This window comes from Kluyvera cryocrescens NBRC 102467 (assembly GCF_001571285.1).
GTDB classification, from domain to species: domain Bacteria; phylum Pseudomonadota; class Gammaproteobacteria; order Enterobacterales; family Enterobacteriaceae; genus Kluyvera; species Kluyvera cryocrescens.
In genome coordinates this window covers 146051-169591 of the sequence record NZ_BCTM01000009.1, presented here as the reverse complement: position 1 = coordinate 169591, position 23541 = coordinate 146051, and the positions used below count along the sequence as shown (strand labels likewise).

Annotated in this window: 23 protein-coding genes; 13 read left to right on the top strand and 10 right to left on the bottom strand. The window is 53.9% G+C overall.

The window, feature by feature from the left end:
- Positions 1 to 20: 20 nt before the first annotated feature.
- Entirely contained in the window at positions 21 to 1508 is a 1488-nt protein-coding gene (locus tag KCR01S_RS07780; protein ID WP_061281808.1) for a UxaA family hydrolase, read from the bottom strand.
- Between the two features lie 14 nt (positions 1509 to 1522).
- Positions 1523 to 2935, bottom strand: coding sequence for a glucuronate isomerase (uxaC, locus tag KCR01S_RS07775; protein WP_061281805.1), 1413 nt, complete (start codon positions 2933 to 2935; stop codon positions 1523 to 1525).
- A gap of 472 nt (positions 2936 to 3407) precedes the next feature.
- Here uxaC and KCR01S_RS07770 point away from each other — a divergent pair, with 472 nt between their 5' ends.
- The 11 genes from KCR01S_RS07770 to KCR01S_RS07720 all read left to right on the top strand — a co-directional run bounded on the left by KCR01S_RS07770 (position 3408) and on the right by KCR01S_RS07720 (position 10815).
- A complete protein-coding gene (locus KCR01S_RS07770; RefSeq protein WP_061281803.1) occupies positions 3408 to 4712 on the top strand; it encodes an MFS transporter in 1305 nt (434 codons plus the stop codon).
- A gap of 128 nt (positions 4713 to 4840) precedes the next feature.
- The gene (gene exuR, locus KCR01S_RS07765) at positions 4841 to 5617 is read left to right on the top strand and encodes a transcriptional regulator ExuR (protein ID WP_061281801.1); all 777 of its coding nucleotides are present in this window, start codon (positions 4841 to 4843) and stop codon (positions 5615 to 5617) included.
- Between the two features lie 315 nt (positions 5618 to 5932).
- Entirely contained in the window at positions 5933 to 6595 is a 663-nt protein-coding gene (yqjA, locus tag KCR01S_RS07760; RefSeq protein WP_061281800.1) for a DedA family general envelope maintenance protein YqjA, read from the top strand.
- A gap of 2 nt (positions 6596 to 6597) precedes the next feature.
- Positions 6598 to 6978, top strand: a complete 381-nt coding sequence (mzrA, locus tag KCR01S_RS07755; protein WP_061281797.1) for an EnvZ/OmpR regulon moderator MzrA — start codon at positions 6598 to 6600, stop codon at positions 6976 to 6978.
- A 147-nt stretch (positions 6979 to 7125) separates the two neighbouring features.
- On the top strand, positions 7126 to 7494 hold the full coding sequence (locus KCR01S_RS07750; RefSeq protein WP_061281795.1) for a DUF1090 domain-containing protein: 369 nt from the start codon (positions 7126 to 7128) through the stop codon (positions 7492 to 7494).
- 26 nt (positions 7495 to 7520) lie between these two features.
- Complete coding sequence (locus KCR01S_RS07745) at positions 7521 to 7826, top strand: ElaB/YgaM/YqjD family protein (RefSeq protein WP_052283711.1); 306 nt, start codon at positions 7521 to 7523, stop codon at positions 7824 to 7826.
- Positions 7827 to 7828: 2 nt separating this feature from the next.
- The gene (locus tag KCR01S_RS07740) at positions 7829 to 8227 is read left to right on the top strand and encodes a phage holin family protein (protein WP_061281794.1); all 399 of its coding nucleotides are present in this window, start codon (positions 7829 to 7831) and stop codon (positions 8225 to 8227) included.
- On the top strand, positions 8224 to 8505 hold the full coding sequence (locus tag KCR01S_RS07735) for a YqjK-like family protein (protein ID WP_061281791.1): 282 nt from the start codon (positions 8224 to 8226) through the stop codon (positions 8503 to 8505). The genes KCR01S_RS07740 and KCR01S_RS07735 overlap by 4 nt, the downstream gene beginning before the upstream one ends.
- Positions 8506 to 8835: 330 nt before the next feature.
- Entirely contained in the window at positions 8836 to 9228 is a 393-nt protein-coding gene (locus KCR01S_RS07730) for a DoxX family protein (protein ID WP_052283708.1), read from the top strand.
- 106 nt (positions 9229 to 9334) lie between these two features.
- Complete coding sequence (locus KCR01S_RS07725) at positions 9335 to 10321, top strand: glutathione S-transferase family protein (protein ID WP_061281789.1); 987 nt, start codon at positions 9335 to 9337, stop codon at positions 10319 to 10321.
- Positions 10322 to 10449: 128 nt separating this feature from the next.
- The gene (locus tag KCR01S_RS07720) at positions 10450 to 10815 is read left to right on the top strand and encodes a DUF805 domain-containing protein (RefSeq protein ID WP_061281858.1); all 366 of its coding nucleotides are present in this window, start codon (positions 10450 to 10452) and stop codon (positions 10813 to 10815) included.
- Positions 10816 to 10909: 94 nt separating this feature from the next.
- Here KCR01S_RS07720 and KCR01S_RS07715 read toward each other — a convergent pair whose 3' ends face one another.
- Positions 10910 to 11806 carry a LysR family transcriptional regulator gene (locus KCR01S_RS07715; protein ID WP_061281787.1) on the bottom strand — a complete coding sequence of 299 codons (897 nt, stop codon included), beginning with the start codon at positions 11804 to 11806 and terminating at the stop codon, positions 10910 to 10912.
- Between the two features lie 104 nt (positions 11807 to 11910).
- On the opposite strand from KCR01S_RS07715, the gene KCR01S_RS07710 reads away from it, so the two are divergent.
- Together KCR01S_RS07710 and KCR01S_RS25350 are read left to right on the top strand one after the other, a co-directional pair.
- Positions 11911 to 12612: a pirin family protein gene (locus tag KCR01S_RS07710; RefSeq protein ID WP_061281785.1), complete on the top strand. Its 702-nt coding sequence runs from the start codon at positions 11911 to 11913 to the stop codon at positions 12610 to 12612.
- Positions 12613 to 12634: 22 nt separating this feature from the next.
- Complete coding sequence (locus KCR01S_RS25350; protein ID WP_167348820.1) at positions 12635 to 12799, top strand: hypothetical protein; 165 nt, start codon at positions 12635 to 12637, stop codon at positions 12797 to 12799.
- Between the two features lie 33 nt (positions 12800 to 12832).
- Here the strand turns inward: KCR01S_RS25350 and KCR01S_RS07705 are convergent, their stop codons facing one another.
- The 7 genes from KCR01S_RS07705 to tdcB all read right to left on the bottom strand — a co-directional run bounded on the left by KCR01S_RS07705 (position 12833) and on the right by tdcB (position 23504).
- Positions 12833 to 14137 (bottom strand): L-cysteine desulfidase family protein, encoded by a 1305-nt coding sequence (locus KCR01S_RS07705; protein ID WP_061281782.1) that lies wholly within the window; start codon positions 14135 to 14137, stop codon positions 12833 to 12835.
- Positions 14138 to 14153: 16 nt separating this feature from the next.
- On the bottom strand, positions 14154 to 15479 hold the full coding sequence (locus KCR01S_RS07700; protein ID WP_061281780.1) for an SLC5/6 family protein: 1326 nt from the start codon (positions 15477 to 15479) through the stop codon (positions 14154 to 14156).
- 599 nt (positions 15480 to 16078) lie between these two features.
- Positions 16079 to 17443 (bottom strand): L-serine ammonia-lyase, encoded by a 1365-nt coding sequence (locus tag KCR01S_RS07695; RefSeq protein ID WP_061281778.1) that lies wholly within the window; start codon positions 17441 to 17443, stop codon positions 16079 to 16081.
- 79 nt (positions 17444 to 17522) lie between these two features.
- Positions 17523 to 19817 (bottom strand): formate C-acetyltransferase, encoded by a 2295-nt coding sequence (pflB, locus tag KCR01S_RS07690; protein WP_061281775.1) that lies wholly within the window; start codon positions 19815 to 19817, stop codon positions 17523 to 17525.
- Between the two features lie 34 nt (positions 19818 to 19851).
- Entirely contained in the window at positions 19852 to 21060 is a 1209-nt protein-coding gene (gene tdcD / locus KCR01S_RS07685; protein ID WP_061281773.1) for a propionate kinase, read from the bottom strand.
- Between the two features lie 31 nt (positions 21061 to 21091).
- Complete coding sequence (tdcC, locus tag KCR01S_RS07680) at positions 21092 to 22423, bottom strand: threonine/serine transporter TdcC (RefSeq protein WP_061281771.1); 1332 nt, start codon at positions 22421 to 22423, stop codon at positions 21092 to 21094.
- A gap of 91 nt (positions 22424 to 22514) precedes the next feature.
- Positions 22515 to 23504 (bottom strand): bifunctional threonine ammonia-lyase/L-serine ammonia-lyase TdcB, encoded by a 990-nt coding sequence (gene tdcB, locus KCR01S_RS07675; protein ID WP_061281769.1) that lies wholly within the window; start codon positions 23502 to 23504, stop codon positions 22515 to 22517.
- Positions 23505 to 23541: the final 37 nt, after the last annotated feature.

Genomic DNA, 23541 nt, shown 5'->3' with positions numbered 1-23541 from the left:
CGTATCAGATTATCGTGCGACTACAACGTGACGCCGCTCTTAAACAGTGCCAGCTCGCGGAAGTCATTGCGCTCGTTGCAGGTCTGCTTGCCGTTGGCGAAGTCCACAATCGTATCAACAAACTCATTCAGCAGCTGCGGCATCGCTTTACCGTGAATCAGCTGGCCGGCATCAAAGTCGATCCAGTGTTTTTTCTTTGCCGCCAGTTCGCTGTTGGTGGCAATTTTAACCGTTGGCACAAAACCGCCGTACGGCGTACCGCGACCGGTGCTGAACAGCACCATATGACAGCCCGCACCAGCCAGTGCACTGGTAGCAACCGCATCGTTGCCCGGCGCACTGAGCAGGTTCAACCCGTGAGTTTTCAGACGCTCGCCGTAGCGCAGCACGTCAACCACCTGGCTTGAGCCCGCTTTCTGCGTGCAGCCCAGCGATTTATCTTCCAGCGTAGTAATACCGCCGGCTTTATTGCCCGGAGATGGGTTCTCATAAATCGGCTGATTGTGGGCAATGAAGTACTGCTTAAAGTCATTGACCATCGTCACCAGCTTGCCGAAGGTCTCTTCATCACGACAGTGATCCATCAGCAGCTGTTCGGCGCCGAACATTTCCGGAACTTCGGTCAGTACGGTGGTACCGCCGTTGGCAATCACATAGTCAGAGAAGCGTCCCAGCATTGGGTTCGCGGTGATACCGGACAGACCGTCAGATCCGCCGCACTCCAGACCAAACTTCAGCTCGCTCAGTTTACCCGGCTCGCGTTTGTCATGACGCATCACCTCGTACAGCTGGCGGAGGTGTTCGATCCCAGCTTCCACTTCGTCTTCCTGGTGTTGGCAGATCATGAAGTGAACGCGCTCAGGATCGAACTCTCCTAACGTTTCGCGGAAGGCATCAACCTGGTTGTTCTCACAGCCTAGCCCCACCACCAGCACCGCCCCCGCATTCGGGTGACGCACCATGTTTTGCAGCATGGTACGGGTGTTGATGTGGTCATCCCCCAACTGCGAACAGCCGTAGGTGTGACTGAAGAGATGAACGCCATCGATGCCTTCAGCATCGTTGCTCTCTTTGAGGAAACGCGTCTGCATCTGACGGGCCATCGCATTGACGCAACCCACGGTCGGCAGGATCCACAGCTCGTTACGAACCCCGACTTCACCGTTCGGCCGACGATAAATCTGCACCTCACGATCGGCCGGCTGCGCAACTTCTGCCTGGAAATCCGGTTGGTAGCTATATGTGTCCAGATCGCTGAGATTGGTGCGAGTATTGTGCGCGTGAATGTGCTCACCCGCCGCCACATCGACCAGCGTATGCCCAATTGGCAAACCATATTTGATGACGTTTTCGCCCTTCGCAATATCGCGTAGAGCGAATTTATGGCCACGCGTCACCGCCTGACGCAGGGTTATCGCCTGGCCATCAACGGTCACTTCGGTTCCTTCAGCCAAGTCAGCGAGCGCTACCGCGACATTATCCAGCGCATGGATCTTGATGTATTGCATACCAACCCCAGACCTTAGTTCAATTCAATGGCGAAGTAGTCACGCGCATTGTTAAAGCAAATATTTCTCACCATCTCACCCAGCAGTTGGATATCTGCCGGTGCTTCGCCCGCGGCAACCCAGCGGCCAATCATCTGGCACAGAATGCGACGGAAGTATTCGTGGCGAGTGTAAGACAGGAAGCTGCGGCTATCGGTCAGCATGCCCACGAAGCGGCTCAGCAGGCCCAACTGTGCCAACTGCGTCATCTGTCGTTCCATGCCGTCTTTCTGATCGTTGAACCACCAGCCGGAACCGAACTGCATCTTGCCAGGCATACCTTCACCCTGGAAATTACCGATCATAGTGCCCAGCACTTCGTTGTCGCGCGGGTTCAGACAGTAGAGGATGGTTTTTGGCAGCAGGTTCTGTTCGTTCTGTTTGCTCAGCAGCTTAGACAGCTCTTCGGCCATTGGGCGGTCGTTGATCGAGTCAAAGCCAACATCCGCGCCCAGCAGTTTGAACTGACGCAGGTTGTTATTACGCAGTGCGCCGATGTGATACTGCTGCACCCACTCGCGACGGGCATATTCCGCACCGAGGAACACCAGTACCGCTGTTTTGAACTGCGCCACTTCATGTTCGCTCAGCGTTTCGCCAGCCAAACGACGGGCCAGGATGCTATCGAGTTCTGCTTCGTTTGATTCGGCAAACAGCACCACGTCCAGCGCATGATCGGAAACTTTACAGCCGTGGGCAGCAAAGTGATCCAGACGTTTGGTCAGCGCGGTTTGCAGATCGGTGAAACGACGGATTTCGGTGTCAGACACTTCGCCCAGTTTCGCCATGTAATCGGTGAAGGTCGCCTGTTCAATGTTGAAGGCTTTATCCGGGCGCCAGCTCGGCAGCACTTTCACATCGAAAGAACCATCTTTCGCAACGGCCGCGTGGTGTTCCAGAGAATCGATTGGATCATCGGTAGTGCCGACCATTTTCACGTTCATCTGCTTCATGATGCCGCGCGCGGAGAATTTATCCTGCGCCAGCAGCTCATTACACTCGTCCCAGATTTCGCCAGCGGTAGCCGGTGACAGCAGTTTACCGGTAATGCCGAATGGACGACGCAGCTCCAGGTGAGTCCAGTGGTACAGCGGGTTGCCGATGGTATGCGGTACGGTCGCCGCCCACGCATCAAATTTTTCACGGTCAGACGCATCGCCGGTGCACAGACGTTCAGCAACGCCGTTGGTACGCATTGCGCGCCACTTGTAGTGGTCGCCTTTCAGCCAGATGTCATACAAGTTTTTAAAACGATAGTCTTCAGCAACCTGCTGAGGCGGTAAATGGCAGTGATAGTCGAAAATCGGCTGGTCTTTTGCGTAGTCGTGGTACAGACGGCGGGCAAATTCAGTGTCTAACAGGAAATCTTCAGTCATAAACGGAGTCATTATCGTCTTCCTCTCAACGAGTGGGTCAGATGTTTATCTGTAATGTCGACAAAGTTATCACACCAATTTCATTGAGCCGAAGATTTTTTCGTGAGTTAGATCAATAAACCCTGACAAAAAATGACAAAAAAAATAGCAAAACAAAGCTGCAAGCCGCGTCACGTCTGGCCTGACTTATATACCCCTTAAACGCTATGGAAAATACCTCTTTTGTGACGGTATTCACCTTTTAAAGTTGTATGACAAGTTATCTTGCCCTCCGTCGAAACACATTCATCGACACAATGCATTAGCGGTGGTCGATAGAGACACCTGATTGAGCGGTACGGATACCGAATTCAGCACACGTACTAATGGCAAGTTCGGGCCGTACCGGGATTCACGTCCTCGGTAAGCCCTTCGAAAAAACATCATCTCCTGGCACAGGATGATGGCTGCGGAATCCGCAGAGATAACAAACGATGAGGTTTACATGCGTAAAATTAAAGGATTACGTTGGTACATGATTGCACTGGTGACCATGGGCACCGTGCTGGGATACCTGACGCGTAATACCGTGGCGGCAGCGGCGCCAACTCTGATGGCAGAGCTGCACATTTCCACACAGCAATATTCATACATCATCGCTGCTTACTCCGCAGCTTACACCGTCATGCAGCCTGTTGCGGGCTACGTGCTGGACATTCTGGGTACCAAAATCGGTTACGCTTTCTTCGCCGTTGCCTGGGCAGTATTCTGCGGCGCAACCGCGCTGGCAGGAAGCTGGGGCGGTCTGGCGATTGCTCGTGGTGCGGTCGGTGCAGCTGAAGCGGCAATGATCCCTGCAGGCCTAAAAGCAAGCTCGGAGTGGTTCCCTGCGAAAGAACGTTCTATCGCGGTTGGCTACTTTAACGTCGGTTCTTCTATCGGCGGTATGATTGCACCACCGCTGGTGGTCTGGGCTATCGTGATGCACAGCTGGCAGATGGCATTTATCATCTCTGGCGTACTGAGCTTCATCTGGGCGATGTCCTGGCTCATCTTCTACAAACACCCACGCGATCAGAAAAAATTAACTGACGAAGAACGCGATTACATCATTGGCGGTCAGGAAGCACAGCACCAGACCAACAACGGTAAAAAAATGTCGCCATGGCAGATCATTCAGACTCGCCGCTTCTGGGGTATTGCCCTACCGCGTTTCCTGGCAGAGCCGGCCTGGGGTACCTTCAACGCATGGATCCCACTGTTCATGTTCAAAGTGTATGGCTTTGACCTGAAAGAGATTGCCATGTTCGCCTGGATGCCAATGCTGTTTGCTGACGTAGGCTGCGTACTGGGTGGTTACCTGCCGCCGCTGTTCCAGCGCTGGTTTGGCGTAAACCTGATTGTGTCCCGTAAAATGGTTGTCACCATGGGCGCACTGCTGATGATTGGCCCAGGGATGATCGGTCTGTTCACCAGCCCATACATTGCTATCGCCCTGCTGTGCCTCGGCGGCTTCGCTCACCAGGCGCTGTCCGGTGCGCTGATTACGCTGTCTTCCGATGTGTTCGGTCGTAACGAAGTGGCGACCGCCAACGGTCTGACCGGGATGGCAGCATGGATGGCAAGTACCATGTTTGCTCTGGTGGTGGGTGCGCTGGCAGATACTATCGGTTTCAGCCCGCTGTTCGCCGTACTGGCTATCTTCGACCTGTTAGGGGCATTGGTTATCTGGACCGTCCTGCAGAATAAACAAGTCGATGACGGAGAATCCGGTACTCATCGTCCAACGCAGCAGGCAACGCAAAACTAATCTGTTACCGATGTCTGTTTTCTCACAAGCCGCCTTGATTCAGGCGGCTTTTTCATTTCAAAATGTGGTTAGCTGCTCGTAAAAGTGGTATAACAAATTTAATCTGCCGTACCCTGCCTGGAGAGCATATGGAAATCACCGACGCACGCCGTTTGTATCAGCAACTTGCCGCTGAGTTAAAAGAGCGCATTGAGCAAGGGGTATACCTTGTGGGCGATAAACTGCCTGCGGAGCGCTTCATTGCTGATGAAAAGAGCGTTAGCCGTACGGTGGTCCGCGAAGCCATTATCATGCTGGAAGTTGAAGGGTACGTTGAAGTCCGTAAAGGCTCCGGCATCCATGTCATTTCCAATCAGGCCAAATACCACCAGGCGCCGGATGAAAATCTGGAATTCGCCAACTACGGTCCGTTTGAACTGCTGCAGGCCCGCCAGCTGATTGAAAGCAACATTGCCGAATTTGCCGCCACCCAGGTCACCAAGCAAGACATCATGAAGCTGATGGAAATCCAGGAAAAGGCGCGCAAAGAGAAATGTTTCCGTGACTCCGAGTGGGATCTCCAGTTCCACGTGCAGGTTGCGCTGGCGACGCAAAATACCGCACTCGCCGCGATTGTCGAAAAGATGTGGACCCAGCGTGTGCACAACCCGTACTGGAAAAAATTGCATGACCATATCGACGCACGCACCGTCGATAATTGGTGCGATGATCACGACCAAATTTTAAAAGCGCTGATTCGCAAAGATCCGCATGCGGCCAAACTGGCGATGTGGCAGCACCTGGAAAACACGAAGTTAATGCTGTTCAATGAAACCAGCGATGACTTCGAATTTAACGCCGATCGCTACCTGTTTGCGGAAAACCCGGTTGTACACTTGGATACGGTCACCATCGGCGGTAAATAAGCTCACTTCGCGCCCTGCGAAAAACCGTTGAAATCTCGATAAGGCTTGCCCGACTTTCAGTGTGGGTAAGCCTTTGTAAATCCCCTAGCCTCTCCCCGCGCGAAGCCGCAAAATCAATCTGCAACAACTTGCAATTTCTGTGACGAGAAACCAGACCATTTGTTACAATTGAATGCATTTTGTCGTTTTGCACTTTATTTCGCCCAAAACAAGGACTGTTCAGCGCGTATTTACCGCGATGCTATTAAAATAAAAACAGAGAAGATATCGCAGCGCGTTCAGGCATTACGTTAATCGATGTACCAGGAATCGTGAATGGAACTACTAACCCAACTCTTAAATGCCTTATGGAGCCAGGACTTCGAGACTCTCGCAAATCCGTCCATGATTGGTATGCTCTATTTTGTCTTGTTTATGATTCTGTTCCTTGAGAATGGTTTGCTGCCGGCTGCGTTTCTGCCAGGCGATAGCCTGCTGGTGCTTGTCGGCGTGCTCATTGCCAAGGGCGCCATGGGCTTCCCACAAACCCTGATTCTTCTGACCGTCGCGGCCAGCCTCGGCTGCTGGGTGAGCTATATCCAGGGGAAATGGCTCGGCAATACCCGAATTGTCCAAAACTGGCTCTCGCATCTTCCCGCACACTATCACCAGCGTGCGCACCATCTGTTCCACAAACACGGACTTTCAGCCCTACTGGTCGGGCGCTTTATTGCCTTCGTCCGCACCCTACTGCCGACCATTGCGGGTCTGTCCGGACTGAGCAACGCGCGTTTCCAGTTCTTCAACTGGATGAGCGGGCTGCTGTGGGTACTGATCCTAACGACGCTGGGCTTCCTGCTGGGTAAAACTCCCGTCTTCCAGAAATATGAAGACGCATTAATGTCATGCCTGATGCTGCTGCCGGTCGTCCTGTTGGTGTTTGGCTTAATAGGCTCACTGGCCGTGGTGTGGAAGAAAAAATACGGTAATCGAGGGTAATTATGGGGTCTAACCACATTCTGCTCCGCCGATTTGCACTCAGCCTGAGCGTGATGCTGATGTTATGCATCATGGTTTGGCTATGGGCCGCGCTACAGCGCGAAGAATCCACCCTGGCAATTCGCCCAATGAACCAGGCCAACATGCCCGATGGTTTTTCCATCTCGCACCATCTGGATGCCAACGGCATTCGTTTCAAAAGCATCACCCCACAGGATGATGCGCTACTGATTACGTTTGAATCCAGCGAACAAAGCGCCGCGGCTAAACGAGTGCTGGATAGCACGCTGCCGCATGTCTACGTCGTGGCCCTGCAGGATGAAGGCGGCGACCCGGCAAGCTGGCTGTCCCTTCTTCGTGACACCTCTCATCGATTTGGCTAGCAACTTCCAGGATTCTGAATTATTTCATTATCTTTGGTGATTTTGTATTTTACTTACTATGCTTAGTGTCGTGGGTGTTGCATCGCCAATGCCCATAAACTGGGATAAGTACATAGAGATGTACTTCGCACAATGGAAGGCCCATACATGAAATACCGCATCATACTTGCGCTCACTCTCGCTTCACTCAGCGCGAGCGCCGCAGCAACATCACTGTGTCAGGAAAAAGAGCAGGACATCCAGCGTGAGATTGGTTATGCCGAGCAGCATAACAATCAGCACCGCATTGACGGTCTGAAAAAAGCGCTGAGCGAAGTGAAAGCTCACTGTACTGACAGCAAACTTCGCGCCGATCATCAGGAAAAAATCGCTGAGCAGAAAGATGAAATTCGCGAGCGCGAGCAGGATCTGAAAGAAGCGAAACAGAGCGGTAGTGCGGACAAAGTGGCTAAACGTGAGCGTAAGCTCAAAGAAGCCCAGCAAGAACTTAACGCGCTGGAATCCCGCGCGTATTGAGTCAAAACCCTTACAGGAGAGATACGATGGCTAAAGATTCGACATCAGAACAGTTACGTGCAGAGCTCAAAGCCCTGTCCGATACCCTGGAAGAAGTCCTGAATACTTCCACCGATAAATCCAAGGAAGAGTTAAGCAAGCTGCGTAGCAAAGCGGAAAGCGCGCTGAAAGAGAGCCGTGACCGCTTGGGCGAAACCAGCGACGCGCTGGCGAAACAGACCCGTGAAGCCGCCGCAAAAGCCGATGGCTATGTGCGTGAAAACCCTTGGACCGGCGTTGGTATCGGCGCGGCTGTAGGCCTGGTGCTGGGCGTTCTGCTGACCCGCCGTTAAGCATGAGCGATTCTCACCACCCACAAGGCCCGGGAAAAAACATCCTCGGCATTGGTCAGCGTATCGTCACCCTTGCGGTGCAGATGGTCGAAACACGGCTGCGTTTAGCGGTCGTGGAGCTGGAAGAGGAGAAAGCCAATCTCATCCAGCTGCTGTTAATGGCGGGGCTAACCCTGCTGTTTACCGCATTTGGCCTGATGAGCCTGTTGGTGTTGGTCATCTGGGCGGTCGATCCTCAGTATCGTTTACACGTCATGATGGCCACCACCGGCACGCTGCTGCTGCTGGCGCTGATTGGCGGTATCTGGACAATCCGCAGAGCCCGCCGTTCCACGCTATTGCGCCATACGCGCCATGAACTGGCAAACGATCGCGCCCTGCTTGAGGACGATAAGCCATGAGCCCACGACAGTCGCGTGACGAACGCAAGGCGATTCTGCTGCGAGAAATACAGCAGCAGCGCCTGGATCTGATCGCCACCCGTCGCGACTGGCTGGAGGCGACCGGCGTCTACGACCGCGGCTGGAGCAAGCTCGTGAGTTTACGCTCATGGGCGATTGTCGCCAGTAGCGCAATGGCCGTCGTTTCGCTGCGCCATCCGCGTTTTCTGGTGCGCTGGGCTCGTCGCGGGCTGGGTATCTGGAGTACCTGGCGCATGGCCAAAAACCTGCTGCGTTAAGCATTCTCATCGATAAACCGGCTACCTGAGCAACGAGATCCACACCCTCTTCTTGCCAGGCACTGCCGGTCATTGCTCGTCTCAACCATTCACACGGTACACCACTCCCCCCGTCCTGTTGACCTGCGTAAACTGGGTCTTTACCGGATATCGTTGCGCACTGCCATACATCGTTGCTCAGATTCTTTGAAGAAGTTCAACAGTTTTCCTTGCTAACAATTGCCGAACGCCGCGGTTATATTTCTCTCCATCGACAGCAGATACACGCTATCGACGTGTAAACGCTCAATAATATGGTTTAACTACCCGCAAGGTTCTCTGGAGAGAAAGATGAAAAAATTAGAAGATGTTGGTTTCCTGGTTGCTCGTATTCTGATGCCTATTCTGTTTATCACAGCGGGCTGGGGCAAAATTACCGGGTATGCGGGTACGCAGCAGTATATGGAAGCGATGGGCGTCCCAGGGTTCCTGCTGCCACTGACCATCCTGCTTGAGTTCGGCGGCGGTCTGGCAATTCTGTTTGGTTTCCTGACCCGTACTACCGCGCTGTTCACCGCAGGCTTCACCCTGCTGACCGCGTTCATCTTCCACAGCAACTTTGCTGAAGGCATGAACTCTCTGATGTTCATGAAAAACCTGACCATCGCTGGCGGCTACCTGCTGCTGGGTATCACCGGTCCAGGCGCATTCAGTATCGACCGTGTACTGAATAAAAAGTGGTAAGCGCACTATACTGAATGAAATAAAAGCGAGGAGACATCTCCTCGCTTTTGCTATCTATACTCCGGCGAGCTAACGCGAGCACGTTGAGTATTAAAAGGAGAACATCATGGGACAATTAATCGACGGCGTCTGGCAAGACGTCTGGTATGACACCAAATCCACCGGTGGACGTTTCCAGCGTTCAGTCTCCGCTTTTCGTAACTGGCTGACCGCCGACGGCGAAGCTGGCCCAAGCGGCAACGCGGGCTTTATCGCAGAAAAAGATCGTTATCACCTGTATGTTTCCCTCGCCTGTCCTTGGGCGCATCGCACGCTAATGCTTAGGGCGTTGAAAGGACTGGAACCCTTTATTTCCGTTTCCGTCGTTAATCCGCTGATGCTGGAAAACGGTTGGACCTTTGACGCGGATTTCCCAGCCGCAACGGGCGATGCGCTCTATCAGCACCAGTTCCTGTATCAGCTCTATCAGCACGCCGATCCCGGCTATTCTGGCCGCGTGACGGTGCCGGTACTGTGGGATAAAAAGAATCAGACTATCGTTAGCAACGAGTCGGCGGAAATTATCCGCATGTTCAACACCGCCTTTGATGCGCTGGGCGCCAAAGCGGGTGACTACTATCCGCCCGCGCTGCGCGAACAAATCGATGAGCTAAACGGCTGGATCTACGACACCGTCAACAACGGTGTGTACAAAGCCGGTTTTGCCACCAGCCAGGCGGCCTATGATGAAGCGGTAGAGAAAGTCTTCAGCTCGCTGGAACGTCTGGAAAAAATCCTCGGCCAGCATCGCTACCTTACCGGTAATCAGTTGACAGAAGCCGACATCCGCCTGTGGACGACGCTTATCCGCTTCGATCCGGTCTATGTCACCCACTTTAAGTGCGACAAACACCGCATCAGCGACTATCTGAACCTGCATGGCTTCCTGCGCGATATCTACCAAATGCCGGGCATTGCGGAGACCGTCAACTTTGACCATATCCGCACCCACTATTTCCGTAGCCACAAAACCATCAACCCGACGGGTATTATCTCCATTGGGCCGTGGCAGGACCTCGATGAACCGCATGGACGCGACGAACGCTTCCGCTAAGCGCAAAGGGCATCGTTAATCGATGCCCTAATTTATTTCCCGTCAATATTTACCCCCTTTTCATTCGCGACTATCCTTACCTTGATCGCTTTAAAAACAAGTGATTAATGATCAATAGAGGCATGAAAATGGATTGGTATCTCAACGTTATACGTAACTATATTGGATTTGGCGGTCGCGCCCGCCGCAAAGAGTATTGGATGTTCATTCTGGTGAACGTGATTTTGACGGCCGTCTTAAGCGTGGTCGACAAAATGCTTGGCTGGCAGCGTGCCGGTGGTGAGGGGATCCTCACTACAATTTACGGCATTTTGATCTTTCTGCCCTGGTGGGCGGTACAGTTCCGTCGTCTGCACGACACTGACCGTTCAGCATGGTGGCTACTGCTACTGCTGATCCCGATCGTTGGCTGGATAGTCATTATTATCTTCAACTGCCAGAACGGGACGCCGGGCGATAACCGCTTTGGCCCAGACCCTAAACGCATTTCCTAAGGGAATTGCCCAATCAGGACGCCCGGACGAGGTGCCACCGCACCCGCTCCGGGACATCCCTTGAAACGCCTACTCTCGCCCGGATAACCGGCAACTATCTGGTGGTCAGCAGCTTCTGAATTTCGCGCAGGCACCAGGACTTGGCTTCGCCCATGCTATCGCGTCGCCAGGCCATGATGATATCGATTTCATTCGTATACTCCGGGCTGACAACCCGCAGGCGCCCCTGCGCAATATCGTCCTCCACCAGCGGGTACGGCATGGTAGCAACCCCAAGCCCAGCCAACAGCGCCTGACGTTTTTCTTCCATCGACGTGACCGTCAGTCGCGGCTGTTTATCCAACAGCTGCACCGTCAGCACCGGGCGTTCACGCGCGGTATCGGCAATCGCTACGCCGCGATACTTCACCCGCGTCACTTCTGACAGTGGTTCTGCTTCCTGGTGAATAGGATGATCCGGTGCGGCAACATACACGTTCATCACCGAGTAAAGCTTGCGCGAGTTGATCTCCGTGGATGAACGGAAATGCATGTCCGGCGCAATCACAATGTCCGCACGCCCCTGTTCCAAACGCTCCCAGGCTCCCGCCAACACTTCGGTAATAATTGATAGCTGAGTGTTGGACTTGGCCGCCAGCTTCTCGACCAACGGGAATAGCGTTGAGGTTGGGATTAACGCTTCAGCCACAATGGTCAGGTGCGTTTCCCAGCCGCGCGCAAGGGCTTCAGCATCGGTCGTCAGCTTATCCGCCGCTTCCAGCAGCACTCGCCCACGCTCCAGCAGCATACGCCCAACGTTGGTGAATTTTGTTCGATGACCTGAGCGGTCAAATAACACCACGTCCAGCTCTTCTTCCAGCTTTTGCATGGTGTAGCTCAATGCCGAAGGCACACGGCCTAGCTCATCGGCCGCCGCGGCAAAACTGCCGCGCCTATCGATGGCGTCCATTACTCGTAGTGCTTCCAGCGTCAGTGCTCTCTCTTTAGCCATGGCGTTCTCATTCAGGAAATTTGAACATACCGGGCAGAATATCTGGCTAACAATGCAGCGTCCATACCTTTACCATTGATTTAGTGTAAAGGAGGGTCAAGAAGATGATTACCACAAGAACAGCAAAACAGTGCGGACAGGCCGACTTTGGTTGGCTGCAGGCCCGCTATACCTTCTCTTTTGGGCATTATTTTGATCCGAAACTGCTGGGTTACGCCTCTCTGCGCGTGCTGAATCAAGAAGTGCTCGCGCCCGGCGCCGCCTTCCAGCCGCGGACCTACCCGAAAGTGGATATCCTTAACCTGATTCTGGAAGGTGAAGCGGAGTATCGCGATAACGAAGGCCATCACGTTAAGGCCAAGGCCGGTGAAGCCCTGCTGATCGCCACACAACCCGGCGTCAGCTATAGCGAACATAACCTCAGCAAAGAGAAGTCGTTAACCCGGATCCAAATCTGGCTGGATGCCTGCCCAGAACGTGAGAACTCTCGCGTGCAGAAAATTAAGCTGCATAACAGCGCGCATCAATTGCTGGCGTCTCCGGACGGCAGCGAAGGCAGCCTGCAGTTGCGCCAGCAGGTCTGGCTGCATCAAATCGAATTGGATAAAGGTGAACAGGTGAGCCTGCAGCTACATGGGCCGCGCGCTTATCTGCAGTCGATTCACGGTACGGTGCACGCGGTTGCCCATGACGCCGAAAAGCAGGCTCTCACCTGCGGTGACGGGGCGTTCATACGCGATGAAAGCAATATCACCCTGGTGGCTGATACCCCACTGCGCGCTTTACTGATAGATTTACCGGTATAGCCTCAGCAGGGAGCAGTACAAAATGAGTAAGAGAAACAAGAAACAACAGCACGTCATCGAGGTTGTAAAACCAACGCCATCGGTTGACGCACCAACCGCGTTTGGTTTTGAAGAGATGCTTAGCGAGCTGGAAGCCATCGTTGCCCAAGCGCAAGATCGCCTGGCGGAAGAAGCCGAGACGGTATAAAGAACGGCCCCGGCCGGCAACCGGGGCGCTCCATTAGGCGATTTTACTCGCCATGATTTCAATCACCTGCTTATCGGTCTGCTGCATAGAATGGCAGGCCAGCGCGCAGAGATTGCTTATCGACTGTTCCACATCGTTTGCCACAATGCCTTCGTTGCCGGTCACCGACGTTTCATCCAGCGCCATCAGCACCGCTTTCCACGCCGACGATACGCTGGTAGAGACCTTCATCGCGCAACTATTGGACGCGCCATCGCAAATCATGCCGCTGACATCGCCAATCATGCTGCTGATGGCCATGGAAATCGTGCGGTAGCTACCGTCAATCAACCAGCAGATACCCGCCGCCGCCCCCATTGAGGCGGTCGTTGCGGCGCACAATGCGGAGAGCATCGGTAGCTGATGGTGAATGTAGATAGCCGTCAAATGCGACAGAATCAACCCACGCGCCATTTTCTCCTGTGAACACCCCAGATGCTCAGCCACCACCACCACTGGCATGGTGGCGGCAATCCCCTGGTTCCCCGAACCGGAATTGCTCATCGCTGGCAAACAGGCTCCGCCCATGCGCGCATCAGAAGCCGCCGAGGTGCGGATGATAATATCGCTCAGCAGATCTTTTGCCAGCAGCCCCCGTTCGCGCTGGCGCTGTAAGGTCGCGCCAATATGCAAGCCGTATGGCGCGCGCAGCCCCTCATGAGAAAGCGCATCGTTAAGCAGGGCCGCATCAAGAATAAAACTGATGCGTTCAAATGGTACCTGTTCGGCAAATTCCACCACCTGCGCCAGCGTGACGTTCTCCAGCGATACCGCTGACTCCTCCCCCGAACCCGCACAGCCGCCGGCATCCAGCAGCACGACGTTATTTTTAACGATCCGCACAACCCGCGTATGGCCGCCCGCAATGGTGACGGTGGCTGACTCATCGACGGTGTAAACGGTCGCGCTGGCGTACAGCACTTCGTCACACGGTTCCTGAATCGTCACCGAGACCTTGCCGCTGGCGAGCAGCAGCTTGCCTGCGGCAATGGCATCCACCGATGCGCTTTTCAGTACTTCCAGTCCCGCATGAGGATCGCCGCCTAGCGCCCCCACGGCGGCGGCGATGGGGAGCCCCACCATCCCGGTGCCCGGCACGGTGACACCCATACCGTTTTTCATCAGATTGGGTGAAACTTTAGCGTCAACACGGATGACGCGACCAGCCAGGTGAGAGGCGGCGATGGCGCTGGCTAAAGCCAGCGACACCGGCTCGGTACACCCCATCGCGGGCTTGACGTTCTGTTTTACCGCCTGAATCAGCACGTCCCACAGCGGGTTCATTTTCACTTCATCCATTTTTACCACCAATTAATCAAGAGAATGCCAGGAACGGAGACACGCAGAGCAGCAGACCGGTGATGATAATGATCACCAGCGATACGCCTTTGTACTTGTGTAACGCCGGCACTTTGTAAACCAGCCAGGCCGGAATAAGACAGCCGACCATACCGAAGATAGGACTGCAGATAGAGGTGAAGCTCAGTACCGGCGCGTTGAGCACAATGGCGCTCCAGGCCAGCAGGATGGCGAACAGCATGATCCCGCGCTGCACCAGCTTCTGATTGATTTTCTCCTCCGGCATTTTGCGGCGCAGCAGGTTAATCACGATCCCCTGAGTCGCCTCACGGAAGCCAAGATAAACGCCGAAGAAAGCGGTCATGACGGCAAAGATGTTGAGGATCACGCTCACAACGGTGACCCAGGCCCCTGCGCTGCCGTTGATAAACTGCGCGGCAATCGCCAGCGCCGAGATGTTTTGTTCATAGGCTTTGACCGCTTCATCATGACCCATCGCCAGGGTGAACGAGACGGCGTAAAAGAAGACCACCACAAACAGAATGCCAAAGGCGATGTTCATGGCGCGCAGTGCCTTATGGCGGGCCACTTCGCGTGATTTCTCCTTCGAGCGATAGGAGATAACCATCGGGCTAAGGGTCTGAATAAACAGAATAGAGGTCAGCGTAAACGGCAGCGTGATGATGGCATTTTTAATCAGCAGCCCCATCGGCGGCAGCGTACCGGCGTTGTACAGATGCCACATTCCCACCATCGATGCCCCCAGCGCGGCGACCACCAGTAGCTTGGTCAGCACCATAAAACTGGAGACTTTAAACAGCAGCTTTTCGCCTCGCGAAGAGATCGCCACCAGCACGCAGATCAGCACCAAACCATAGAACGGGTTTTCGGATAGCAGGCCGTCGGTAACGCCAAAGGTATGCAGGTAGGAAGCGCTATCGTTGGTGATGGCGGTGGAGTAAACGAACATCCAAATCACCAGCATGATGAAATAGAGTGCGCCCAGCAAAATGCCCCAGTTTTTACCAAGATAACCGCTGATGACGCTCGGGTAGTCTTTACATTCCGGCGACTCCGCCAGGGTGTTGATAAACAGCCGTTGAAACAAATACATCGCCGGATAGCCGACGATAGAAGAGAGCAGGAACACCCATAGGCCCATTAATCCAACCTGTACGGGCAGAAACACAATCCCCGCGCCGATAGCCATCCCGATACTCATAATGACCCAGCCCACATCGGTACTGTCGAATTTTATAGCCGCTTGCCATTCACTTTCCGACATGCCCGCTCGTGCCGCTGCGCTCGAGGTTTGCGCCGGGGTAATTGAGATTGTTTCCATAACAAAGTCTCACTCTTGGTTTGTAGGGTTTATTGTTTTAATACAGATTGATATTCCACAGATTTTTAGCAATGCAGTGTTATTAACCATATTTTTTATAGTGAATAGATGATAGCGCGGGTTGTGGAGAAAAAACTTGTCACTGATGGCATGAGAAGGGTCATTAGGAGAATATATTGCTACAAATAGCAAGATATAGACCACCTTATTTCTACGCGAGTGAATTCATAAAGGAATTCAATACATCGGCCTGGTGCCAAAAATCAATAACTTGTTGTTTTATATCGAATTGCTCTCTATCCGCGTTTTTAACCTTAAAGCATGCTGCGGGGGTTCTGTGAAGCAGCGCAAACAGATGCGTTAATGAGATGTAACTGCCGGCGGAAGCAAAAAATGATGGCTATCACAGCGCGCGATTGATTTAGTGAATAACTCCAATGTTTGTATGAAAATCGTAACGAAACAACATAATACACTGGCTAATTCACCGAATTTCCCCGCGCGCAGCCCATACAAAAACGCCCCAGTCCTGATGGTCTGGGGCGCTGCAATGAAAGCCGTCAATACATGGGCGGCATGATGATGGACGATGGTGTGGGTTAATCGCAGAGCACTTTTATTGCCAGCCCACCGCGCGACGTTTCCCGGTATTTTTCGTTCATGTCTTTACCGGTTTCATACATGGTCTCGATAATTTTATCGAGCGACACCCGCGCTTCGCTGGTCCGTTGGATGGCCATACGCGCAGCATTCACCGCTTTTACTGCGTTAATGGCGTTGCGTTCGATGCAGGGGATCTGCACCTGCCCGCCCACCGGATCGCAGGTTAAGCCCAGATTGTGTTCCATGGCGATCTCCGCCGCCATGCACACCTGCTGCGGGCTGCCGCCGAGTAACTCAGCCAGCCCCGCGGCCGCCATCGACGCGGCCACGCCGACTTCCCCCTGACATCCGACTTCAGCGCCCGAAATCGACGCGTTGCGCTTATACAGCCCACCAATTGCGCCAGCGGCCAGCAAATAGCGCGCAATCGAATTACCGTTCGCCGTACGCCTGAACTTATCGTAATAGGCCAGAACCGCCGGGACGATGCCGCAGGCGCCGTTAGTCGGGGCCGTCACCACCCGGCCCCCCGCCGCGTTCTCCTCGCTCACCGCGAGGGCAAACATGTTGATCCAGTCGATCACATTCATCGGGTCGCTTGATGTGCTGTCGCTGGAAACCAATTGTCGCCGTAGCGCGACGGCGCGGCGCGGAACGTTCATCGGCCCCGGCAGTACGCCTTCGGTATTCATGCCGCGTTCGATGCCGGTGCGCATCACGTGCCAGATGCGCGTCAGCCCGGTATCAATATCGCTCTGGCTTCTTAGAGCCAGCTCGTTTTGCATCATCAGGCCAGAGATTGAGAGTCCATGCTCTTTGCACTGCGCCATCAGCTCGCTGGCGGAATGAAACGGATACGGCACCGGCTGTTCCACCTCAAACTCCTGGCCAAACTTCGACTCCTCCACGATAAAACCGCCGCCAATGGAGTAGTAGGTTCTGCTGAGCAAAATCCCCGTTTTGCTATACGCGGTAAAGCGCATGCCGTTTTCATGGCGCGGCAGAGCCTGGTTATGGAAGATAACATCGTCACTCAGGGAAAATGGCACTTCTGCATCCCCCTGCGCAACGCTTAACAGCCCACTGCGCTCGACGGCGCGTATAAACGGCTGCATCGCGTCAATATCAACGCTTTCAGGACGATTACCTGCCAGCCCCATAATGACCGCCACATCGGTCGCATGGCCCTTCCCGGTGAGGGAGAGCGAACCGTAAAGATCGACCGTCAGGCGCGTGGTTTGCGCTAAAAGCGCCTCCGCTACCAGCTCGTCAATGAACGACTTCCCCGCATTCATTGGCCCTACAGTGTGGGAACTGGATGGCCCGACGCCAATTTTGAACATATCGAATGTACTAATCATATCCGTGACCTCGATACGGCTTCAGAGACGGGCTGCCGGATGGCAGCCCGGTGTCGCAATACGCACTCCAATCCTACGATTAAATCGCCTGGGTAAAGGTGCGTGAGATAACGTCCTGCTGCTGCTCGCGGGTTAGCGCATTAAAGCGCACCGCGTAGCCTGAGACGCGAATGGTGAGATTCGGGTAATTTTCCGGGTGGGCAATCGCATCCAGCAGCATGTCACGATTCATGACGTTGACGTTGAGATGCTGCCCCCCTTCCACCGTGGCCTCATGGTGGAAGTACCCATCCAACAGCCCCACCAGGTTGGTTTTACGTACCTTGTCCTCTTTGCCCAGCGCCGCCGGCACAATTGAGAAGGTGTACGAAATCCCATCTTTTGCGTAGGTAAACGGCAACTTCGCCACCGACGTGAGTGAGGCCACCGCCCCTTTGCGGTCGCGGCCATGCATCGGGTTCGCCCCCGGCGCAAACGGTGTGCCCGCGCGGCGGCCGTCCGGCGTGTTCCCCGTTTTCTGCCCATACACCACGTTGGAGGTGATGGTGAGAATCGACTGGGTCGGTACCGCATGACGATAGGTCGGCAGCACTCTGATTTTCTTCATAAAGCGCTCAACCAGATCGCAGGCGATGCTGTCCACGCGCTCGTCATTGTTGCCGTACTGCGGGTACTCACCTTCAATTTCGAAATCGACCGCCAGGCCATTTTCATCGCGAATCGGCTTCACGCGGGCATGCTTGATGGCCGACAGAGAATCCGCTGCCACCGACAGCCCAGCAATACCGCAGGCCATGGTGCGATACACATCGCGGTCATGCAGCGCCATCAGCGACGCTTCATAGCTGTACTTGTCGTGCATATAGTGAATGACGTTCAGCGCGCTGATGTACTGCACCGCCAGCCAGTCCATAAAGTGATCGAGGCTCTCCATCACTGAGTCATAGTCCAGCACATCATCCATCAACGGCGCGGTTTTCGGCCCCACCTGGATCTTCAGCTTCTCATCCACTCCGCCGTTGATCGCATACAGCAGCGTTTTCGCCAGGTTGGCGCGAGCCCCGAAGAACTGCATCTGCTTACCAATGACCATCGGACTGACGCAGCAGGCAATCGCGTAATCATCGCTATTAAAATCAGCGCGCATCAGATCGTCATTCTCATACTGTAGCGATGAGGTGACGATAGAAACCTGCGCGGCATACTGCTTAAAGGCAGGCGGTAGCGCTTCCGACCAAAGGATGGTCAGGTTTGGCTCCGGCGCCGGGCCCATGGTGTGCAACGTATGCAGATAGCGGAACGCGTTTTTGCTCACCAGCGTGCGTCCATCCAGCCCCATGCCACCAATCACTTCCGTGGCCCAGATCGGGTCGCCGGAGAACAGGGTGTCAAACTCCGGTGTCCGCAGGAAACGCACCATGCGGATCTTCATGATGAAATGGTCAATAAGCTCCTGCGCCTGCTCCTCGGTGAGACGCCCTTCCTGCATGTCACGTTCAATATAGATATCGAGGAAGGTGGCAGTACGGCCGAGCGACATCGCGCCGCCGTTTTGTGATTTCACCGCGGCGAGGTAGGCAAAATAGAGCCACTGAACCGCTTCCTGAGCATTGAGCGCTGGACGAGAGATATCACAGCCGTACTTCGCCGCCATCTCCTGCATTTGCAGCAGCGCGCGACGGTGCTCCGCCAGCTCTTCACGCAGGCGCAGCGTGGCTTCCAGATCCTGCCCCCACTCCAGCTTGGTTTGTAGGTCAGCGAACTGCAGTTCGCGCTCGCGTACCAGATAGCGGATACCGTACAGGGCCACGCGGCGATAATCGCCGATAATGCGCCCGCGCCCGTAGCCGTCCGGCAGACCGGTTAGCACGCCCGATTTACGACAGCGCAGCATGTCCGGGGAATAAGCATCAAAGACGCCCTGGTTATGGGTTTTACGCAGCGAGGTAAACTGGTACTCGAAATCGGCGTCCATTTCACGACCATAGGCTTCAAACGAGCTTTTGATCATGTTGATGCCGCCAAACGGATGCAGCGCACGCTTGAGCGGTTTGTCGGTTTGCAGGCCGACGATCTTCTCCAGACGCTGGTCGATGTACCCGGCGTCATGCGCGGTAATCGTCGTCGCGATGTTGGTATCAAAATCAACCGGGGCATGGGTGGCGTTTTCGATGCGAATGCCCGCCATCACCTTTTCCCACAGCGCGGTCGTCGCCGGCGTTGCCGCCGCGAGGAAAGATTCATCTCCTTCATACGGCGTGTAGTTGTGCTGGATAAACTCGCGAACGTTAATCTCTTCCTTCCATTCGCTACCGTTAAAACCGCGCCATGCATCGGCAAAATGCATATCGTTAAGATCGATATTTACCTTCATGAAAACTCTTCTCTCAATAATAAAAGCGATTAACTCAGGCGTATTCCGCTACCGTACTGAGGTTTCCTAAACGGATAGCGTCCAGCGCAATCATTTTCTCTTCATTGGTTGGAATCACCGCACAGACCACGCTGGAACGTTCGTCAGAGATAATCCGTTCCCCATCGCTGTTTGGTCGGCTATTCATATCGTCATTGGCGATCACCCCCAGCACGCGTAAATGCGCCATCACCAGACGACGAATCAGCTGCGAGTTTTCACCGATACCGCCGGTGAAAATAATGGCGTCAAGGCGGGTAAGTGAGGCTGCGTGTCCGGCGATATGGCGAGCAATGCGGTGGACGAAGGTTTTGATCGCCAACTGTGCGCGTTCATGCCCCTCATGCCAGGCCTTTTCCAGCGTGCGCAGATCCGACGACAGCCCGGAAATTCCCAGCAAACCGGACTCTTTATTGACGATGCGCTCCAGGTCACTCATCGTCTGGTTGGTCTGGTCGGCAATCCACGCCATCGCACCAAAGTCGACATCACCGCTGCGGGTGCCCATCATCAACCCTTCCAGCGGCGTCATGCCCATTGAGGTATCCACACTTTTGCCGTTATGCACGGCACAAATCGATGCGCCATTGCCGAGGTGGGCAATCACCAGCCCGGAATCCTCCTCCTGTAGCTTCAGCAGGTCATAGGCCTGCTGGGCAACATAGCGGTGTGATGTCCCATGGAAACCATAGCGACGTACGCCAAGCTCTTCGGTGTATTTCCACGGTAATCCATAGAGATAGGCTTCCGGCGGCAGAGTTTGGTGGAAGCTGGTATCAAACACCGCCACCTGCTGTACACCGGGGAACAGATGCCGCGCCGACTCAATCCCGCTCAGGTTGGCGTAGTTATGCAGCGGTGCCAGCGGCGAAACCTGTCGAATACCGTCGATCACCTCATCGGTAATCAGCGCGGACTGGGTAAAAATATTGCCGCCGTGGGCAATGCGGTGGCCAATTAAGGCCACACTATCGATTAAATCGCGCGTTTCCAGCTCGAAGGAAATCGCCTTTAGCGCGGCTTCATAGGTCGGGTGAGACAGCGGTGAAGACTCACCGCCGTTGACCGATAATCCCGCCCGCTCTGTATTAATGCCTTCCGCGATCCCCGCCAGTAGCACGTCACAGGTATCAACATCCAGCACTGAGAATTTAATAGACGATGAACCGCTATTAATCACCAATACAACCGGGAACTCATTCATATTACGACTCCGCTCATCCTGAGCTTGTTAATTAAAAGAGCTTGTAAACGATGTTCAGAATGGTCAGTAGACCGATAGCCGTAACAAACACGTTGTCCAGCTTGCCGCGGTATTTCGCCAACGATGGCGCTTTACGGATGGCGTACATTGGCAGCAGGCACAGCAGGGAAGCGATAATCGGCGCGCCCATGGCTTCAATCAGGTCCAGGATGTTCGGGTTGGCGTAAGCCACAACCCAGGTGGAGCCCATGATGAAGATCATGCTGATGGTGCTGAGCTTGCGGTCAGAGACTTTGGTTTTATCGCCTTTGTAACCGAACTTCAGTACCAGGCCATTAAGCCCTTCCAGCGTGCCAAGGTAGTGGCCGAAGAAGGATTTGAAGATTGCCACCAGCGCGATAATCGAAGCGCCGTATTCCAGGGTCGTTGCGAAGGTTGATTTCTGGCCGGCCATGGAGGAGAAGTGGTTTGCCAGGTAAGAAAGCACCGGAATATTTTGCGCTTTCGCTTCCGCCATGTTCTGCGGGGAGAGCGTAAACAGGCAACTGAAGGCGAAGAACATCACTACGGCCACCATCAGCATGCTGGCACGGGAGATAATTTTGGAACACTTGCGTTCGGTATATTCACGGCCAAACTCCCCTTCGTACTCTTCACGTTTAGAGACCACAAATGAAGAGACAATCGGTGAGAAGTTAAAGGAGAACACCATGATGGAAATCCCCAGCCATACCGTCACCAGGATGCCGTCATGACCGGTCAGCGAGATCTCGCTCAGGCTCACCTGATCGATAACCGCGGAGTTCCAGTAAGGGATCAGCGACAGGGAAATCAGCACCAGACTGGCGATGAATGGGAACACCAGGTAGCTCATCACCTTGACCATCAGGTCTTTACCAAACCAAATGACAAACGCCATCAACAGCAGCAGCAACAGTGCCACCACGCCGCGGTTGAGCGCCGGCATTTGAAGCTGGTTTTCCCAGAAGGTCATAAAGGTGTTAGTGATGGTGACACCATAAATCCACAGCAGCGGACAGATAGCGAAGAAGTACAGGAAGGTGATCACTACCCCGCCGGTTTTACCAAAGTGCTCTTCTACCGTTTCCGTAATGTTCCCGGACGGATTGGAGCCGGAAAGGCACAGGCGCGCCAGCGCGCGGTGGCAATAAAACGCAATCGGATAAGCGAGCAGCAGCATCAGCAAAATAGGAATCAGGCCGCCATAGCCAGCACGAATGGGGAAGAATAATACCCCTGCACCGATTGCAGTACCGAATAAACCCAACGTCCATGTGGTATCCGATTTACGCCAGGAGGATTCTTTGGTTTGGCTAACATTAATACTTTCTGTCGTACTCATAATATGTCCTTGAATTAATGTTTTCGTCATTTTTGGATAACAGGCAGCCGGGCATCAAGAAGCTGCCTGAAATAAACCAGGGAAGAATTAATTAAGCGCCAACGAATCCGGTAATTTCTGAAACACGCGACAGGTCGATATTGCCGCCAGAAATAATACTCACCGTTTTGCGCCCTTGAATATAGTGATCGAGCTTGCCACTTAATAATGCGGCAGACGCTAAAGCGCCAGCGCCTTCGGTCACCACTTTATTTCGCTGGATTAGAGCAATCATGCTGTCACGAATTTCATCTTCGGTGACCAGCACAATATCATCCACCAGCTCACGAACGATTTCGAAGGTCAAGCTACCCGGACGCGCAACGTCGCACCCATCAGCCAGCGTCGTACAGGTGCGGTGGTTGGTTATCTCACCGGCATAATAAGAAGCGGCCATACCGTGGACATTTTGCGACTGCACGCCAATGATTTTAATCGTCGGGTTAATGGATTTAATCGCCGTTGCAATTCCGGCAATCAGACCGCCGCCGCCGATAGGCACAATGACGTTATCCACATCGTACAGGTCTTCCAGAATCTCCAGCCCGATGGTGCCCTGTCCGGCAATCACCAGCGCATCATCATACGGTGGGATAAAAATCCGGCCTTCCATTTCAACTATTTCACTGACTTTGGCAATGGTGTCATTGAAGTTATCGCCGTGCAGAATGACTTCCGCTGAATAGTCCTGAGTCGCCGCCACTTTTGATTTTGGCGCCCCTTTTGGCATCACCACTTTACCGTCAATGCCAAGCATCGCACAGGAGAGAGAGACCCCCTGAGCATGGTTCCCCGCTGAGCATGCCACCACGCCTTTACGGCGCTCCGCTTCGGTCAATGCGCTGAGTTTGTTAAAAGCACCGCGAATTTTAAACGACCCAGTACGCTGCATGTTTTCGAACTTAAGGAAGATTTCACCTTTGCAGCGTTCGCTCAGGTAGTTAGAACGTGGCATACCGGTTTTATAAATTTTGCCAGCGAGTCTTTTTTTCGCTGTTTGAATGTCATCAAGGGTAACAGGAAGATCGTAGGTAATATGCATCGTATCCTCTTATCAGAATAGGCTTCTGACGTTAGAC

What these genes read in the sequence shown, in the direction of transcription:
- KCR01S_RS07780 (WP_061281808.1), bottom strand. Translation starts at nt 1,508, where the DNA reads ATGCAATACATCAAGATCCATGCGCTGGATAATGTCGCGGTAGCGCTC.
- uxaC (WP_061281805.1), bottom strand. Translation starts at nt 2,935, where the DNA reads ATGACTCCGTTTATGACTGAAGATTTCCTGTTAGACACTGAATTTGCC.
- KCR01S_RS07770 (WP_061281803.1), top strand. Translation starts at nt 3,408, where the DNA reads ATGCGTAAAATTAAAGGATTACGTTGGTACATGATTGCACTGGTGACC.
- exuR (WP_061281801.1), top strand. Translation starts at nt 4,841, where the DNA reads ATGGAAATCACCGACGCACGCCGTTTGTATCAGCAACTTGCCGCTGAG.
- yqjA (WP_061281800.1), top strand. Translation starts at nt 5,933, where the DNA reads ATGGAACTACTAACCCAACTCTTAAATGCCTTATGGAGCCAGGACTTC.
- mzrA (WP_061281797.1), top strand. Translation starts at nt 6,598, where the DNA reads ATGGGGTCTAACCACATTCTGCTCCGCCGATTTGCACTCAGCCTGAGC.
- KCR01S_RS07750 (WP_061281795.1), top strand. Translation starts at nt 7,126, where the DNA reads ATGAAATACCGCATCATACTTGCGCTCACTCTCGCTTCACTCAGCGCG.
- KCR01S_RS07745 (WP_052283711.1), top strand. Translation starts at nt 7,521, where the DNA reads ATGGCTAAAGATTCGACATCAGAACAGTTACGTGCAGAGCTCAAAGCC.
- KCR01S_RS07740 (WP_061281794.1), top strand. Translation starts at nt 7,829, where the DNA reads ATGAGCGATTCTCACCACCCACAAGGCCCGGGAAAAAACATCCTCGGC.
- KCR01S_RS07735 (WP_061281791.1), top strand. Translation starts at nt 8,224, where the DNA reads ATGAGCCCACGACAGTCGCGTGACGAACGCAAGGCGATTCTGCTGCGA.
- KCR01S_RS07730 (WP_052283708.1), top strand. Translation starts at nt 8,836, where the DNA reads ATGAAAAAATTAGAAGATGTTGGTTTCCTGGTTGCTCGTATTCTGATG.
- KCR01S_RS07725 (WP_061281789.1), top strand. Translation starts at nt 9,335, where the DNA reads ATGGGACAATTAATCGACGGCGTCTGGCAAGACGTCTGGTATGACACC.
- KCR01S_RS07720 (WP_061281858.1), top strand. Translation starts at nt 10,450, where the DNA reads ATGGATTGGTATCTCAACGTTATACGTAACTATATTGGATTTGGCGGT.
- KCR01S_RS07715 (WP_061281787.1), bottom strand. Translation starts at nt 11,806, where the DNA reads ATGGCTAAAGAGAGAGCACTGACGCTGGAAGCACTACGAGTAATGGAC.
- KCR01S_RS07710 (WP_061281785.1), top strand. Translation starts at nt 11,911, where the DNA reads ATGATTACCACAAGAACAGCAAAACAGTGCGGACAGGCCGACTTTGGT.
- KCR01S_RS25350 (WP_167348820.1), top strand. Translation starts at nt 12,635, where the DNA reads ATGAGTAAGAGAAACAAGAAACAACAGCACGTCATCGAGGTTGTAAAA.
- KCR01S_RS07705 (WP_061281782.1), bottom strand. Translation starts at nt 14,137, where the DNA reads ATGGATGAAGTGAAAATGAACCCGCTGTGGGACGTGCTGATTCAGGCG.
- KCR01S_RS07700 (WP_061281780.1), bottom strand. Translation starts at nt 15,479, where the DNA reads ATGGAAACAATCTCAATTACCCCGGCGCAAACCTCGAGCGCAGCGGCA.
- KCR01S_RS07695 (WP_061281778.1), bottom strand. Translation starts at nt 17,443, where the DNA reads ATGATTAGTACATTCGATATGTTCAAAATTGGCGTCGGGCCATCCAGT.
- pflB (WP_061281775.1), bottom strand. Translation starts at nt 19,817, where the DNA reads ATGAAGGTAAATATCGATCTTAACGATATGCATTTTGCCGATGCATGG.
- tdcD (WP_061281773.1), bottom strand. Translation starts at nt 21,060, where the DNA reads ATGAATGAGTTCCCGGTTGTATTGGTGATTAATAGCGGTTCATCGTCT.
- tdcC (WP_061281771.1), bottom strand. Translation starts at nt 22,423, where the DNA reads ATGAGTACGACAGAAAGTATTAATGTTAGCCAAACCAAAGAATCCTCC.
- tdcB (WP_061281769.1), bottom strand. Translation starts at nt 23,504, where the DNA reads ATGCATATTACCTACGATCTTCCTGTTACCCTTGATGACATTCAAACA.